The organism is Streptomyces sp. NTH33, from assembly GCF_003236365.1.
Taxonomy (GTDB): domain Bacteria; phylum Actinomycetota; class Actinomycetes; order Streptomycetales; family Streptomycetaceae; genus Streptomyces.
In genome coordinates this window covers 1-15,883 of record NZ_POTZ01000010.1, presented here as the reverse complement: position 1 = coordinate 15,883, position 15,883 = coordinate 1, and the positions used below count along the sequence as shown (strand labels likewise).

Annotated in this window: 11 protein-coding genes and 1 pseudogene; 8 read left to right on the top strand and 4 right to left on the bottom strand. The window is 71.1% G+C overall.

The genetic code is table 11. The annotated features are described in order from the left end of the window. Positions 1-125: 125 nt before the first annotated feature. Entirely contained in the window at positions 126-770 is a 645-nt protein-coding gene (locus C1I97_RS02020; protein ID WP_111001509.1) for a class I SAM-dependent DNA methyltransferase, read from the bottom strand. 167 nt (positions 771-937) lie between these two features. Here C1I97_RS02020 and C1I97_RS02015 point away from each other — a divergent pair, with 167 nt between their 5' ends. Continuing rightward, complete coding sequence (locus C1I97_RS02015) at positions 938-1,429, top strand: lamin tail domain-containing protein (RefSeq protein WP_111001486.1); 492 nt, start codon at positions 938-940, stop codon at positions 1,427-1,429. A 7-nt stretch (positions 1,430-1,436) separates the two neighbouring features. Next, the gene (locus C1I97_RS02010; RefSeq protein ID WP_111001485.1) at positions 1,437-1,934 is read left to right on the top strand and encodes a hypothetical protein; all 498 of its coding nucleotides are present in this window, start codon (positions 1,437-1,439) and stop codon (positions 1,932-1,934) included. 48 nt (positions 1,935-1,982) lie between these two features. Here C1I97_RS02010 and C1I97_RS02005 read toward each other — a convergent pair whose 3' ends face one another. Further along, on the bottom strand, positions 1,983-2,915 hold the full coding sequence (locus tag C1I97_RS02005; protein WP_111001484.1) for an MIP/aquaporin family protein: 933 nt from the start codon (positions 2,913-2,915) through the stop codon (positions 1,983-1,985). A gap of 395 nt (positions 2,916-3,310) precedes the next feature. Between C1I97_RS02005 and C1I97_RS02000 the strand changes: the two genes are divergently transcribed. Genes C1I97_RS02000 through sbnA form a run of 5 tightly spaced genes read left to right on the top strand, consistent with a single transcriptional unit; the run spans position 3,311 to position 12,338 of the window. Next, positions 3,311-5,833, top strand: coding sequence for a Pls/PosA family non-ribosomal peptide synthetase (locus tag C1I97_RS02000; RefSeq protein WP_111001483.1), 2,523 nt, complete (start codon positions 3,311-3,313; stop codon positions 5,831-5,833). Positions 5,834-5,847: 14 nt separating this feature from the next. Then, positions 5,848-9,114: a non-ribosomal peptide synthetase gene (locus tag C1I97_RS01995; protein ID WP_111001482.1), complete on the top strand. Its 3,267-nt coding sequence runs from the start codon at positions 5,848-5,850 to the stop codon at positions 9,112-9,114. A 53-nt stretch (positions 9,115-9,167) separates the two neighbouring features. Next, on the top strand, positions 9,168-10,172 hold the full coding sequence (locus C1I97_RS01990; protein ID WP_111001481.1) for a TauD/TfdA family dioxygenase: 1,005 nt from the start codon (positions 9,168-9,170) through the stop codon (positions 10,170-10,172). After that, positions 10,169-11,263: a 2,3-diaminopropionate biosynthesis protein SbnB gene (sbnB, locus tag C1I97_RS01985; RefSeq protein WP_111001480.1), complete on the top strand. Its 1,095-nt coding sequence runs from the start codon at positions 10,169-10,171 to the stop codon at positions 11,261-11,263. The genes C1I97_RS01990 and sbnB overlap by 4 nt, the downstream gene beginning before the upstream one ends. A gap of 37 nt (positions 11,264-11,300) precedes the next feature. Next, on the top strand, positions 11,301-12,338 hold the full coding sequence (sbnA, locus tag C1I97_RS01980; protein ID WP_111001479.1) for a 2,3-diaminopropionate biosynthesis protein SbnA: 1,038 nt from the start codon (positions 11,301-11,303) through the stop codon (positions 12,336-12,338). A 92-nt stretch (positions 12,339-12,430) separates the two neighbouring features. Here the strand turns inward: sbnA and katG are convergent, their stop codons facing one another. Both katG and C1I97_RS01970 read right to left on the bottom strand, forming a co-directional pair. Beyond that, a complete protein-coding gene (gene katG / locus C1I97_RS01975) occupies positions 12,431-14,662 on the bottom strand; it encodes a catalase/peroxidase HPI (protein WP_111001478.1) in 2,232 nt (743 codons plus the stop codon). Between the two features lie 32 nt (positions 14,663-14,694). Continuing rightward, positions 14,695-15,132, bottom strand: a complete 438-nt coding sequence (locus C1I97_RS01970) for a Fur family transcriptional regulator (protein ID WP_111001477.1) — start codon at positions 15,130-15,132, stop codon at positions 14,695-14,697. Positions 15,133-15,570: 438 nt separating this feature from the next. On the opposite strand from C1I97_RS01970, the pseudogene C1I97_RS40950 reads away from it, so the two are divergent. Continuing rightward, positions 15,571-15,883: pseudogene (locus tag C1I97_RS40950) on the top strand (CAP domain-containing protein); the annotation flags it as partial.

Sequence of the window (15,883 nt, the reverse complement as noted above, 5' to 3'; positions counted from 1 at the left end):
GGTCGGGGCGCGACGGTGCGGTGAGCGCCCCTGCGGGGGCGGCCCCCGTGCCCCCGTTCACTGTGCCACTGGGGAAGCGGAGTTGAGCCGCCCCCGGCCTCATCCCCTGGCTCGCGGTACGGATTTCAGGCTTTGCGCGCCATGAGGCAGGCGTGGGGCCGGGTCAGCCGCCCCTCGGGCTCCTGCACCAGCCGCGCCGCGACCACCAGCCCGGCCCGCTCCAGCAGTTCGGCCACTCGCTCCACGGGCAGCAGGTGCCACTCGTAGGACACGGGGTGGCCGTATCCCTGCGCGGGCCGCCGGTGCTCGTCTCCGATGTGGCACCCCCACAGCAGGTGACCGCCGGGCGCGAGCGTGCGATGGAACTCGGTGAAGAGCGACGGCAGCTCCGCGGGCGGCGTGTGATGGGTGGAGTACCAGGCGAGGATGCCGCCGAGTACGCCGTCGCCCAGCCCGAGCGCGGTCATCGAACTCCGCACGAACCGCAGGTGCGGGTAGGCGCGCCGGGCCAGTCCCACCATGCCGGCCGACAGGTCGACACCGAATGCCGGAACCCCCAAGCCGGCCAGGTGGGCGGTCACTTGGCCGGGACCGCAGCCCAGGTCCGCGACCGGGCGCGGGGCGGAGCGCCGTACCGTCTCGGCGAACGCCGCCAGCATGCCGCGGGAGAGCGGGTCCAGCTCGGAGGGTTTCGGGACGCGTTCGGCGTAGGCGGCGGCGACGGTGTCGTAGGAGTCGCGGACGGCCGTGAGGTAGGAGGACTCGAGCACGGGGGAACGGTAGCGGAGTCCCCACAGGCCCTCCACCTGTCGGTGGAGCGGCGTCCGTGTCACGCCGACACGGGCGTCTTCACACTTTCCGCACCCACTCGCCACCCGTCTGCCACGGGTTGTGTAAGCTCCTGACGCTCCATTCGCATCACTGAGGGGGGAACCTCATGCGTATACGCTCCGCGCTCGCCGTCGCCGCCGCGGCGGGCGCCGTCGCCGTCGTCGCCGCTCCCGCGCAGGCCGCCGAGTACACGTCGGCGCTGAAGGTGAAGGGCGTCCAGTACGACGCACCCGGACGGGACTCCAACAACTGCCGCACGGGGAACACCAAGGACGAGTACCTGACGATCAAGAACTACTCGCGCACCGCGAAGGTCAACCTCAAGGGCTACGTCGTCAAGGACGCCACCGGCAACAAGTTCACGTTCCGCGCCAACCACTACCTCGAGCCCGGCGACTACGTGAAACTGCGCGGGGGCAAGGGCACGGACTCCGACGCGAAGAACGTCGTCTACCGCCAGAACTGCAACTTCATCTGGAACAACGACAAGGACACCATCTACCTGCTCAAGCCCTCCGGTGCCCGCGCCGACGTCCACTCCTACACCAAGGCCCGCGACGACCGGGACGGCGACGGCTACATCAAGTACCACGGCTAGGGGGACCGTGAAGCGGAACCACCAGCCGCAGCGACCGCCCGCCGGACCCCGCACCCGGCAGCCCGGCAGGCACCGCCGCCTGTGGGCGGCGGGCATCGCCCTGCTGGCCGTGGGAGCCGTGGGGTGCGGAGCGTCAAAGGCCGCGGAACCGCAGCCGACCGTGACCGTCACGGCCACCACCACGGCCACGGCCACCGCCACGGCGACCGAGACCGTCACCGCCGAGCCCACCGCGACGGTCACCACGACCAGAACCGTCAAGACGCCCGGCCCGACGGTCACCGTCACCAGGACCGCCCTCGCCGCCGCCGGCACGGGCCGAAGCGGCGGCAGCGGAAGCGGTACCCGCAGCGGCACGTGCTCGATCGTCTCCAACTCCGGCAACTGCTACCAGGCCGGGCAGTTCTGCCGCAACAGCGACCACGGGGCACGGACCACCACCGCGAGCGGTGCGCCGATCACCTGCGCCTACCGCTCCAACGCCTGGCGCTGGACGTACTCCTGACCGGTCGGCCTCGGGCGTCGACGCCCCGCCCGGTGAGAGCGGTTACTTCTACTCCACCGGGCGGGTGCGCCCGGGCTCCGGGAGTTCGCCCTGCTGGGCGCGGATGTGCAGCACGTCGCTGATGAACAGGTCGTACACCAGGATGCCGATGACCCCGCCGACGAGCGGTCCGACGATGGGGATCCACCAGTAGTGGCTGAACGACCCGGCCAGGCTGCCTGGCAGCGCCAGATCTCCCCACCCGGCGGCATAGGTGAACAGGCGCGGCCCGAAGTCACGGGCCGGGTTGATGGCGTATCCGGCGTTCGCCCCGAAGGAGATGCCGATGGCGCCCACCGCGAGGCCGATGACCAGCGGCCCCAGGTTGGCCTGCACGCCCATGTTGCGCAGGTCGATGAGCGCCGCGATGAACATGACCAGGAACGCGGTACCGACGATCTGGTCCACGAGCGGCCCCCCGAAACCACCGTGGAAGTAGGGCGCCGGAAAGGTAGCGAAGATCGAGAACGAGGCGAGCGTGTGCCCGTTCGTCTTCGGTCCCTTCATCGCCTGGTCGAAGGCGTTGATCGCGGCGTTGTAGACGCCGTACACCAGTGCCGCGCCGAGGAAGGCGCCTACCAACTGCGAGATCCAGTACGGGATCACCTTCACCCAGGGGAACTTGCGGCGCACCGCGAACGCGAGCGTCACCGCGGGGTTGATGTGCGCCCCGCTGACGCCGCCGGCCACGTACACGCCGAAGGCCACCGCGAAGGCCCAGCCCCAGCCGATCACCAGCCAGTCACTGGCGCTGGTGAGATTCGTCGTGGGCCCCGCGGTGCGGCCCGAACCGGGCAGCGCGGCGACCGCCATGGCCACCGAACCGCATCCGAAGGCGATGAGGACGAAGGTCCCCAGGAACTCCGCCATGCATTCGCCCCAGAGCCCTCCACGGCGCCTGAGCCGTGAGGGGCTCAACAGGGGTGGGATTTCCACGGCCATATCGGCCCCCTCATCGAACAGTCGGGCGGACGATCGACACAGCCCTCCACAGGGCAGCCCCGCGTTACTGCCCAGTCTGCGCGCGCGGGCGGACCGTGGCCACTCGGCCGGGCCGGTACGCCCGTCGGCACACCCCGTGGCGCCCGCCCACCACTTCTTTCCCCCTCAAGGGGTGAACCCCCATATGGGTGACATTACTCGTCCCGGCAATGCCGAGGACCGGGGAATAGTGGCGCATGGCACGCTTCCGCCGCGTCGGCGCGACCGTATCCGAGTGGCAACCCGGCGATGATCGCACAAGACTGAGCCATGGTTTCGTGATCAGGCGAAAACGCACGGTCTCGGGAACCGGGCACCGCTGGCCGATGGTTTTCGACCTTTCTCGAGGAGCTCGTATGGTGGAGAAGTCTGCCGACATCTTGATGCCCGGTCCGAACGAACCCGCGATTCTCGGACGAGAAGGCAGCGTCCCGGCGACGACGGACACCGAAAGAGAACTCGCCGGCATTCTGGCGGACGTCGTACACGTCGATCACGTCGCGGCCGAAAGTCACTTCTTCGACGATCTGGGCGCCAATTCCCTGGTCATGGCCCAGTTCTGCGCCCGGGTACGGAAACGACCCGACCTGCCGTCCGTGTCCATGAAGGACATCTACCGCAACCCCACGGTCCGCGGCCTGGCCGCCGCTCTCGTCCAGGCCGCCCCGCCGTCCGTCGGCGCACCGGCCCCGGCGGCCCCGGACGCGCCTTTGGCCTCACCGGCCCGGACGACACCGGCGAGCACGGCACGCTACGTACTGTGCGGAATCGCCCAATTGCTCATTTTCCTCGGATATTCATTCGTCGTCGGAATGGCCACCGTCAGGGCCTACGAGTGGGTCGCCGCGGGATCCGGGATCGTCGGCATCTACCTGCGGTCACTCGTGTTCGGCGGCGGCGGGTTCATCGTCCTGTGCCTCTTCCCGATCGCCGCCAAGTGGATTCTCGTCGGCCGCTGGAAGCCCGGTGAGTTCCCCCTGTGGAGTGCGGCCTATCTGCGTTTCTGGCTCATCAAGGCGCTGCTGCACGCCAATCCGATGATTCTCTTCGTGGGAAATCCGCTGTACGTGATGTACCTGCGGGCCCTGGGCGCGCGGATCGGCAAGGACGTCACGATCCTCTCCCACTCCGTGCCGGTCTGCACCGACCTGCTCACCATCGGTGCCGGCACGGTGATCCGCAAGGACTCGTTCTTCCTCTGCTACCGCGCGCACGCCGGACGCATCCAGACCGGCCGGATCACGCTCGGCCGGGACGTCTTCCTCGGTGAGAAGACGGTGCTCGACATCGACACCGCGATGGGCGACGGGGCGCAGCTGGGCCATGCCTCCGCCCTGTACCGCGGCCAGCACGTCCCGGACGGGGAGCGCCGGCACGGCTCCCCGGCACAGCCCACGACGGTCGACTACGTCCGGGTCGGACCGGCCCGGTGCGGCACGCTGCGCCGGGCCTGCTTCGCGCTGACCACCCTGCTGCAGTTGCTCTTCCTGTACCTGCCGCTCACGGTCGGCGGCTTCTACATGCTGTTCGCCCAGGTGCCGGCGCTGCGCAGGCGGCTGGAGGCGGGCACGGCCCTGTCCACGGTCACCGAGTTCGTCACCGACACACTGCTCCTGTCCAGCGTGCTGTTCTTCGGGGCCGTCCTCCTGGGCCTGGTCGTCCTGTTCACCCTTCCCCGGCTGCTGAGCCTGGCCGTCAGACCCGACCGGGTCTATCCGCTCTACGGCCTCCACTACGCCCTGCACCGGGCGGTGGCCGGAATGACCAACATCAAGTTCTTCACCTGGCTCTTCGGCGACAGCTCGTACATCGTCCCCTATCTGCGCTGCCTCGGATACGACCTGTCCCGGGTGGAGCAGACCGGGTCGAACTTCGGCACCGAGGTCCAGCACGAGACGCCGTTCCTGGTGTCCGTCGGCAGCGGGACGATGGTGGCCGACGGCCTGTCCGTCATCAACGCGGACTTCTCCCGCACCTCGTTCCGGGTGAGCCGGGCGTCGATCGGCCCGCACAACTTCCTCGGCAACAACATCGCCTATCCGGCCGGGGCCAGGACGGGCGACAACTGCCTGCTCGCGACGAAGGTGATGGTCCCCCTCGACGGCGAGCTGCGCCAGGGCGTCGGGCTGCTCGGCTCGCCGTGCTTCGAGATCCCGCGGTCGGTGGAGCGCGACACCCGCTTCGACCACCTCAGGACCGGCGACGCCCTGCGCCGCAGTCTCGCCGCCAAGAACCGTTACAACCTCCGCTCGATGGCGCTGTTCCTGCTGCTGCGCTGGGTGCACGCCGCGCTGCTCACGGCGCTCGCGCTGGCCTCCGTCGACCTGTACGGCGCGCTGGGCCCGGTGGTGATCGCCGGCTACCTGGCCCTCACCCTGGGGTTCACCGCCGCCTACTGGATCCTGGTGGAGCGGGCCATCGCCTCCTTCCGCGCGCTGCGCCCGAGGCTGTGCTCCATCTACGACCCGTACTTCTGGTGGCACGAGCGCCTGTGGAAGGTGCCGGACGAATGGCTCGAGGTGTTCAACGGGACGCCGTTCAAGAGCCTGGTGTGGCGTCTGATGGGGGTGCGCGTCGGACGCCGGGTCTTCGACGACGGCTGCTACATCACCGAGCGCACGCTCGCCACCATCGGGGACGACTGCACCCTGAACGCCGGCAGCAAGATCCAGTGCCATTCGCAGGAGGACGGCACCTTCAAATCCGACCGTACGACGCTCGGCGCCGACTGCACGCTCGGAATCGGCGCGCACGTGCACTACGGCGTGACGATGGGCGACGAGGCCGTGCTGGCCTCCGATTCCTTCCTCATGAAAGGCGAGGAAGTCCCCGCGAGGGCGGAATGGGGCGGAAACCCCGCCGCGCCGACGGCGAGTTGAGGAAGAGGCATTCAATGGGAGCGCTCGTGGCAGCGGACAGGGAATTCTGGAGCGAAGTGCTGACCGCCGGTGGTTGTACCGCCGTTCCGCGGTGGGCGCGCGAGCCGGTGGCCGGTGTGGCCGAGCACGAGGAGACCGTCCCGGCGGACACGGCTCGGGCGGTGCGCGCTCTGGCGGCGGAGCTGGACGTGCCGGTGAGCGCGGTGCTGCTGGCCGCCCATGCCAGGGTGCTGGCCGCGCTGTCGGGTGAGCAGGAGGTGGTGACCGGGTGCGTCACGGGACCCGGGCGCGGCCCGCTGCCCTGCCGGCTGACCGTCGCGCCGCGGTCGTGGCGCCGGCTGGTGCTCGACGCCCACCGCGCCGAGGCGGACCTGATCGCCCACCGGGACTTCCCGGTCGGCGAGCTGCGCCGGGATCTGGGGCTGACGGAACGGTCGTACGAGGTCGTCCTCGACCCTGCGGACGCCGGGTGCGACCTGCCCGGGGAGGCGGTACTGCGAGTGGCGTTCAGCGGGTGGGACGGGCGGACGGCGCTGCGGCTGCGGTACCGCACGGACGCCCTGGACGCCGAGGCCGCGGCCCGTGTCGGCGGCTACCACCTGGCCGCGCTGCGGTTGATGACGGCCGACGCGGACGCCGAGCACGCCGGGCAGAGCCTGCTGTCGCCCGCGGAGGTGCGCCACCAGTTGGAGGGGCTGGCCGGTCCCCACCGGGAGCTGCCGCCGGTCCGGGCGCACGAGATCTTCGAGGAGCGGGTGCGGGAGCACCCGGACGCGGTGGCCGCGGTCCACGGGGAGCACTCGTGGACGTACGGGGAGCTGAACGCGCGGGCCAACCGGCTGGCGCGGGCGCTGCTGGCGCGCGGTCTGGGCCGGGAGGACGTGGTGGCCGTGGTCACCGAGCGCGGCCTCGACTGGCTGGCCGCGGTGCTGGCGGTGTTCAAGGCCGGCGGCGTCTACCTGCCGGTCGAGCCGCACTTCCCGGCCGGCCGTATCGCGGCGACGCTCTCCCGCGCCGGGTGCCGGCTGGTGCTGACCGAGCCGGGCAGCACCGCCACCCTGGACGAGGCCCTGGCCACGCTGCCGGCGAAGGCGGAGAAACTGCTCGTCGGGACGGCGTACGCCGAGGAGCACGCCGACGGGGACCTCGGCGTGGAGGTCCTGCCCGGCCAGCTGGCGTACATCTACTTCACCTCCGGTTCCACCGGTGAGCCGAAGGGCGCGATGTGCGAGCACGCGGGCATGCTCAACCATCTGTACGCCAAGATCGACCACCTGGGGATCGGCCCCGGCCGGGTGGTGGCGCAGACGGCTCCGCAGTGTTTCGACATCTCGCTGTGGCAGCTGATCGCCGGACTGCTGGTGGGCGGGCGGACCCTGCTGGTCGAGCAGGACGCGATCGTGGACGTGGAACGGTTCGTCGACACGCTGGTGCGCGGCCGGGTCACGGTGGCGCAGGTCGTGCCCTCCTATCTGGAGGTGGTGGCCTCGTACCTGGAGCGGCACCCGCGCGAACTGCCCGACCTGGCCTGCGTGTCGGTGACCGGCGAGGCGCTGAAGCGGGAGCTCGTGCAGCGCTGGTTCGCCCTCCAGCCGGGCATCGGGCTGGTCAACGCCTACGGGCTGACGGAGACTTCGGACGACACCAACCACGAGGTGATGGCCGCGGTGCCGGACCGGGTGCTGCTGGGGCGTCCGGTCAACAACGTACGGGTCTACGTCGTCGACGAGCAGCTGTCGCTGGTGCCGCTCGGCGCCCCGGGGCTGATCGCGTTTTCCGGGGTGTGCGTGGGACGCGGGTACGTCAACGATCCCGAGCGGACCCGTGAGGCCTACCGCACGGACCCGTACCGGCCGGGCGAGCGGCTCTATCTGGGCGGCGACTGGGGTCGCTGGCACCCCGGCGGGAAGCTGGAGTTCCTCGGCCGCCGGGACAGCCAGGTGAAGATCCGCGGGTTCCGCATCGAGATCGGCGAGATCGAGAACACCCTGCTGCGGGTGCCCGGAGTCCGGGACGGCGCGGTGGTCGTCGCCGAACTGGCGGGCCGGAGCACGCACTTGATCGCCTTCTACACCGGCCGGCGCCTGCAGCCGCAGGAGCTGCGGCAGGCGCTGGGTGCCGCGCTCCCCGCGTACATGGTCCCGTCCGCCTTCCACTGGCAGGAGGCGCTGCCGCTGACCGGCAACGGCAAGATCGACCGCAGGGCGCTGACCGCGCTGGTCGAACGGAGCGCGCCGTCGGCACAGGGCGACGCGGCCGGGGAGCGCGACGACGCGCCGCGCACCCCGACCGAGCGCAGGCTGGCGGCCGCCTGGGCCGAACTGCTGGGCCTGGCCCCGCACACGATCGGCCGGCGGGACCACTTCTTCGACCTCGGCGGCACCTCGCTGTCGGCGGTGAGGCTCACCATCGCCCTGAACCGCGCGGTGTCCCTGAAGGACATCACCCGGCACCCGGTGCTCGCCGAACTGGCCGCGCGTCTCGACGGCACGGCCCGCCGGCGCCCGGAGCTGCTCCAGCCGCTGTCGGCGCCGGACGGCACGCCGGAGTGCGCGCTGGTGTGCTTCCCGTACGCGGGCGGCAACGCGGTCAACTTCCAGCCGATGGCGAGCGCCCTGGTCGGCAGCGGCCTCGCCGTGTACGCCGTGGATCTGCCCGGACACGACCTGGCCGCCGCCGGGGAGCCGTTCGCGCCGCTGGAGCAGGTGGTGGAGCGGGTCGCCGCCGAGATCGCCGGGCGCGGTCTGAAGCGGGTCATGCTGTGGGGCCACTCCTCCGGTGCCGCGCCCGCCGTGGAGACGGCCCGGGCGCTGCCCGGGCACGGCGTCGAGGTGACACACGTCTTCCTCGGCGCCCAGCTGCTCGGCACCGCCGCCGAACGGCGCGCCGCGATCACCGGGTTGACACGGCGGAGCAACGCCGAGATCGCCGCCGCCCTGAGCGCGGACAGCGGCTACGGCGAGCTCGGCGAGCTGAACGCGGAGCACGCCGAGCACATCGGCGCCGCCTACCGGCACGACTGCGTGTCCGCGCACCGCTGCCTCGCCGACGCCCTGGAGCGTCCGCCGGCGGTGAGACTGGCCGCGCCGGTCACCGTGGTCGTCGCCGCCGACGACGCGCACACCGCGGAGTTCCGCGACCGCTGGCGGGACTGGGAGCTGCTGGCCGAGCAGGTGGACCTGCACGAACTCGCCGACGGCGGCCACTACTTCCCGCGCACCCGCCCCACCGGGGCCGCGCGGGCCGTCCTGGGCGCCGCCGAACTGCTGGCCTCCTCCTGAACACCCCCGGGGCCCGCCCGGGCCTCCTTGGTGTCGAACGAAAGGAAACCGAGATGTCGTTCTCGTCCCCGGCGTCGGTGCTGGAGGCGGAGCTGCGGCCGGACAGGCCGCCCGTCCTGCACGTGGAAACCCCTGTGGACACGGTCGGCTGGGCGGCCGAGCACCGCGAGGCGCTGCGCGCGCAGGTCACCGGGCACGGAGCGCTGCTCGTGCGCGGCCTGGGCCTGCGGGAGCCGGACCGGATCGCCGCCGTCTTCGCGGAACTGGGCGGCCCGCTCATGGCGGAACGGGAGGCCTTCGCCCCCCGGGAGTCCCACGGCCCGAGGCTGTACTCCTCCACCGCCTGGCCGGCCAACCAGCCCATGTGCATGCACCACGAGCTGAGTTACGCGCTCGAGGTCCCCGGTCTGATGCTCTTCGCCTGCCCGGTCCCGCCCGCCGAGGGCGGAGCGACCGCCGTGGCCGACGCGGAAGCCGTGCTGAAGGCGCTGCCCGCCGGGCTGACCGAGCGGTTCGAGCGCGAGGGCTGGCTGCTGACCCGCAGCTACAACGACGAGATCGGGGCGTCGCTCGCGGAGTCGTTCGGCACCGACGACCGCGAGACCGTGGAGAACTACTGCCGCGCCCACGCCATCGACTTCGCCTGGCAGCCCGACGGCTCCCTGCGCACCCGGCAGCGCCGCGCCGCCGTGGTACGGCATCCGGTCACCGGCCGGCGCTGCTGGTTCAACCAGATCGCCTTCCTCAACGAGTGGACGCTGGCCCCGGAGGTGCGCGAGTACCTGGTGGACGAGTACGGCGAGGACGGGCTGCCGTTCAACACCCGCTTCGGGGACGGCGGTCCGATCGGCGAGGACGTCGTTCATCTGCTCAACGCCGCCTACGAGGAGCACACCCGGCGCGAGCCCTGGCAGGCCGGCGATCTGATGCTGGTCGACAACATCCGTACCGCGCACAGCAGAGAGGCCTTCACCGGCGACCGTCAGGTGCTGGTCGCCCTGGCCGAGCCGCAGCGCCTGGCCGAGTACGGCCCGAGCCCGAAGGGAAGCCGGCGATGACCTCTGTGACCTCCCCCGCCACCGACCCGGCCGCCTCTGGTCCGGCCGCCTCTGGTCCGGCCCCGGTGCCGTCCTTCGCGGTGATCTCCGGGGCCCAGGTCCGCACGGCACTCGAGGGGCGCGAGAAGGAGCTCGTTCACCTGATCGAGTCGGCCTACCGGCTGCACGGCGCCGGTGAGACGGTGAACCCGCCGTCGTACTTCCTGCGCTTCCCCGACCGTCCCGCGTCCCGGATCATCGCGCTGCCGGCCTCGGTCGGCGGGCCGGTGCGCGTGGACGGCCTGAAGTGGATCTCCAGCTTTCCGGCCAACGTCTCCTCCGGTCTGCCCCGGGCGTCGGCGGTCCTGGTCCTCAACGACCACGACACGGGCTACCCGTTCGCCTGCCTGGAGAGCTCCATCATCAGCGCCACCAGGACGGCGGCGTCCGCCGCGCTGGCCGCGGACTGGCTCACCCGCAACCGGCCCCGCCCCACCCGGGTGGGCTTCTTCGGCACGGGCCTGATCGCCCGCTACATCCACACGTTCCTGACCGGCACGGGCTTCGTCTTCGACAGCGTCGGGGTGTACGACGTGTCGGCCGACAGCGCCGCCGGGTTCCGCGGCTGTCTGCAGCAGGCCGACGGGGCCGGGCAGGCCGCGGAGATCACCGTGCACGACAGCGCCGAGGAGCTGATCCGCTCCAGCGACCTCGTGGTCTTCGCGACGATCGCCGCGGAGCCGCACGTCACCGACCCGGCCTGGTTCGCCCACCATCCGGTCGTGCTGCACGTGTCGCTGCGCGACCTCGCCCCGCAGGTGCTGCTCGCCTCGGCCAACTTCGTCGACGACGTCGAGCACTGTCTGAAGGCCGGCACCTCGCCCCATCTGACCGAGCAGCTCACCGGCGGCCGGGCCTTCCTGGACGGCACCCTCGACGACGTCATGACCGGGCGGGTGGAGCCGCGCACCGACCGGCCGGTGATCTTCTCGCCCTTCGGCCTCGGGGTCCTCGACCTCGCCGTCGGCAAGTACGTCTACGACGCGGTGGCCCGCGCCGGAAACCTGCACGTCATCGACGACTTCTTCCATGAGCTGCGCCGGTACGGCTGAACGTTCCTTCCCTCGGCCCAGGCATCAGGAGGCCAGCGTGCCCGTCATCTCCGCTCCCCACGCCTTCAACGAAGGTCAGCTCTATGTCGACCTCCAGTCGATCTTCGGACGCTCGCTCTACCTGAAGTGCGAGGGCTTCAATTTCGCCGGCTCGATCAAGCTGAAGGCCGCGATAGAAATGGTGGAGGCCGCGGAGCGGGACGGGCTGCTGAAGCCCGACTCGATCCTGATCGAGTCCTCGTCGGGCAACCTGGGCGTGGCGCTCAGCATGATCGCGGCCAGCAAGGGCCACCGGTTCCTGTGCGTGACGGACTCCCGCTGCAACCTGTCGGCCAGACTGCTGATGGAGGCGCTGGGCAGCGACGTGCACGTCATCGCCGACCTCGACGCCAACGGCGGGTTCCTCGGCGCGCGCATCGACTACGTACGCGCGCTGTGCGCCTCGGACGAGCGGTACGTCTGGCTCAGCCAGTACACCAACCCGGGCAACTGGGGGGCGCACTACCGCAGGACGGCCCCGGAGATCGCCCGGCAGTTCCCCCGGCTGGACGTGCTGTTCGTCGGCGCGGGCACCACCGGCACGCTGATGGGGTGCGCGCGCTACTTCCGCGAGTGGCACCGGCCGGTACGGATCGTCGCGGTGGACACCGTCGGCTCGGTGGCCTTCGGCGGCAAGCCGGGCCGCCGGATGATCCCCGGCCTGGGCATGAGCATGCGCCCGCCGCTGCTCGACGAGTCCTACGTCGACGAGGTGATCCAGGTGGAGGAGGCGGACACCATCCGCGCCTGCCACCGGCTGGCCCGGCGCGGGTTCCTGTTCGGCGGCTCCACCGGGACGGTGGTCAGCGGCGCGCTGGACTGGCTGTCCCGGAACGGGACACGCGACCTGACCGCGGTGGCCATCGCCCCGGACCTCGGCGAGCGCTACCTCGACACGATCTACCAGTCCACCTGGCTGGAGGACCTGTACGGCGACCAGGTCCTCGACGCGGGCGACCCCCAGGAGGTCACCGCGGGCTCCCCGCTCGCCAAGTCCCCCCTGCGACGGACCCCGGACGGACACCGCGAGGGATAGCGCGCCGCCGAAACCGCCGGAAGGGGTCGCGTGCGGACGCGTCCGGGCCGGCCGGGCGGGCCGGCCGGTCCGGTTGTCGCGTCCGGCCGGGATCAGACGAGGTCGAACCGGTCGAGGTCCATGACCTTGACCCATGCCGCGACGAAGTCCTTGACGAACTTCTCCTTGGCGTCGTCGCAGGCGTAGACCTCCGCGAGCGCGCGCAGCTCGGAGTTCGACCCGAAGACCAGGTCGGCACGGCTGCCCGCCCACGTGACCTCGCCGGTGGCGGAGTCACGGCCCTCGAAGGCGGTGGCGTCCCCGGACGTCGCCTTCCAGGTGGTGCCCAGGTCCAGCAGGTTGACGAAGAAGTCGTTGGTCAGCACACCGGGGGTCCGGGTGAGGACACCGAGCTGCGACTGCTGGTGGTTCGCGCCGAGCACCCGCAGGCCGCCGACGAGGACCGTCATCTCGGGGGCGCTGAGGGTCAGCAGGTTCGCCCGGTCGAGCAGTAGGTACTCCGCCGGGAGCCGGTTGCCCTTGCCCTGGTAGTTGCGGAACCCGTCGGCGACCGGCTCGAGCGCCGCGAACGACTCCACGTCGGTCTGCTCCTGCGAGGCGTCCACGCGGCCCGGTGTGAAGGGCACCTCGATCTCGAACCCGCCCTCCTTGGCGGCCCGTTCGACGGCCGCGCCGCCGGCGAGCACGATCAGGTCGGCGAGCGAGACCCGCTTGCCGCCGCTCTGGGCGGCGTTGAAGGACTCCTGGATCCGCTCCAGGGTGCGCAGCACCGTCGCCAGCTCGTCGGGGTCGTTGACCTCCCATCCGCACTGCGGCTGAAGGCGGATGCGGGCACCGTTGGCGCCGCCGCGCTTGTCGCTGCCGCGGAAGGTGGAGGCCGACGCCCACGCGGTGGACACCAGCTGCGACACGGACAGACCCGAGTCGAGGACCTGGGACTTGAGAGCGGCGACGTCCTCGGCGTCGATCTGCTCGTACGTCGCCTCGGGCAGCGGGTCCTGCCACAGCAGCGTCTCGGTGGGGACCTCCGGGCCGAGGTAGCGCACGACGGGGCCCATGTCGCGGTGGGTCAGCTTGAACCACGCGCGCGCGAAGGCGTCGGCGAACTCGTCCTGGTTCTCCATGAAGCGGCGCGAGATCTGCTCGTAGGCGGGGTCGAACCGGAGCGAGAGGTCCGTCGTCAGCATCGTCGGGGCGTGCCGCTTGGACGGGTCGTGGGCGTCGGGGACGGTCCCCTCACCGGCGCCGTCCTTCGGCCGCCACTGATAGGCGCCGGCCGGGCTCTTGAACAGCTCCCACTCGTAGCCGAACAGGATCTGGAAGAAGCTGTTGTCCCAGGTGGTGGGGGTGTCCGTCCAGATGCCCTCAAGACCGCTGGTGATCGTGTCGGCGCCCTTGCCGATGCCGTGGGTGCTCCGCCAGCCCAGGCCCTGCTCCTCCATCGGGGCGGCCTCGGGGTCGGGGCCGACGTGGTCGGCCGGGCCCGCGCCGTGGGTCTTGCCGAAGGTGTGACCGCCGGCGATCAGGGCGACGGTCTCCTCGTCGTTCATCGCCATCCGGCGGAACGTCTCGCGGATGTCGCGGGCCGCGGCGAGCGGGTCCGGGTTGCCGTTCGGGCCCTCGGGGTTGACGTAGATGAGGCCCATCTGGACCGCGCCGAGCGGGTTCTCCAGCTCGCGGTCGCCGGTGTAGCGCTCGTCGCCGAGCCAGGTCGACTCGGGACCCCAGTAGACGTCCTCCTCCGGCTCCCACACGTCCTCACGGCCGCCGGCGTAGCCGAAGGTCTCGAAGCCCATGGACTCCAGGGCGACGTTGCCGGCGAGGATCAGCAGGTCGGCCCAGGAGATCTTCTGGCCGTACTTCTTCTTCACCGGCCACAGCAGACGGCGGGCCTTGTCGAGGTTTCCGTTGTCCGGCCAGCTGTTGAGCGGCGCGAAGCGCTGCTGGCCGGCCCCGGCGCCGCCGCGGCCGTCGCTGATCCGGTAGGTGCCCGCGCTGTGCCACGCCATGCGGACGATGAACGGGCCGTAGTGGCCGAAGTCGGCGGGCCACCAGTCCTGCGAGGTGGTCAGCACCTCGGCGATGTCCCGCTTCACGGCCGGAAGGTCGAGGCTCCTGAACGCCTCGGCGTAGTCGAAGTCCTCACCGAGCGGGTTGGCCACGGCGGGGTTCTTGGCGAGGATCTTCAGGTTGAGACGCTCCGGCCACCACTGGCGGTTTCCGCCGCCCTGGGTCGGGTGCGGTGCGCGCCCGTGCGCGACCGGGCAGCCACCGGCCCCCTCCGTTTTCGCGTCGGTGACGATTGCATCGTGGTTCTCGGACATGAACTTCCTTCCGGACGGGGCGGATCGCGAGCTCAGGTACTGCCGGAGGTGGAACAGTCGGGGCACCGGCCCCAGTAGATGACCTCGGCCTCGTCGATCGAGAAGCCGTGGTCCTCGGACGCGGTCAGGCAGGGGGCGTCACCGGCGGCGCAGTCGACGTCGGCGACGGCACCGCACGAACGGCACACGAGGTGGTGGTGGTTGTCCCCGACGCGCCCCTCGAACCGGGCCGGGCTGCCGGCCGGTTCGATACGGCGCACCAGCCCCGCGGCGGTGAGCGCGTGCAAAGCCTCGTACACGGCCTGGAGGGAGACGTGGCCCACGCGCTCGCGCACGCCGGAGGCGATCGCCTCGACACCGAGGTGATCACCGTCCCGCACGGTCTCGAGCAGTGCGACGCGCGCGGCCGTCACCCGCAGGCCGGCGCCACGCAGCTCCTCGGCGGTGGACGGGGTCCGAGGTCCGGTCATGGCGCAGAACCTACGCGGCAGACACGAACGACTCAAGAAAACGAACAGACAAAGTCTGGAAAGGGAGGCCAGTGACATCCCTCACGCCGGGCGCCGCGACTGAGCAGGCGGGATAGTAGACGACGCCTTGCCGACATACAGCTTTTGTCCGGATTGATGAAGCCGTGCAGCGCGGCGGGTCCGCAGGGCCGTCCGTCCGCCCGATCCACTCGCCGACCTCTCGCGCGAGGCGCGTATCTGACGGATCGCCGGTGTTCCGCGAACCGGGCAGAAGCCGGGGCGGCACGTCCTCGTTCGCTGCGCAAGAGCCGCCCTCACATACGAAGCAAAATAGTAGCGAAGCCCTTTGCATTCGCTGCAAAGCAGTCCCAACAATGACCATCCGCAGGACATCGCCGCAGGTCAGCTGCGTTCGGCGATCACCTAGTGAGGTCACGCATGGGCAAGCACAGCAAGAAGCAGAGTTACCGTCGCATAGTCGTCGCCGCCCTCGCCGTGGGCGCCGTGGGCGCGCCATCTGTCGCCCTGGCCTGTGGCGACTGGCGGGACGGCGGAGGAAGTCCCCTCCCCGGCGACGGGAACCAGGCGCCGGTCTCGGCACCGTGGAAGGTCCCGACCGCGAAGTTCCCGACCGCTGCGAGCACTCCGGCCACCACCGCCCCGCAGCCCTGGACCGCGCCCCAGAAGCCCTGGACCGCGCCCCAGAAGCCCAGGGCCGCCGCGCCGTGGCACACGGGAAGGACCACGGCTC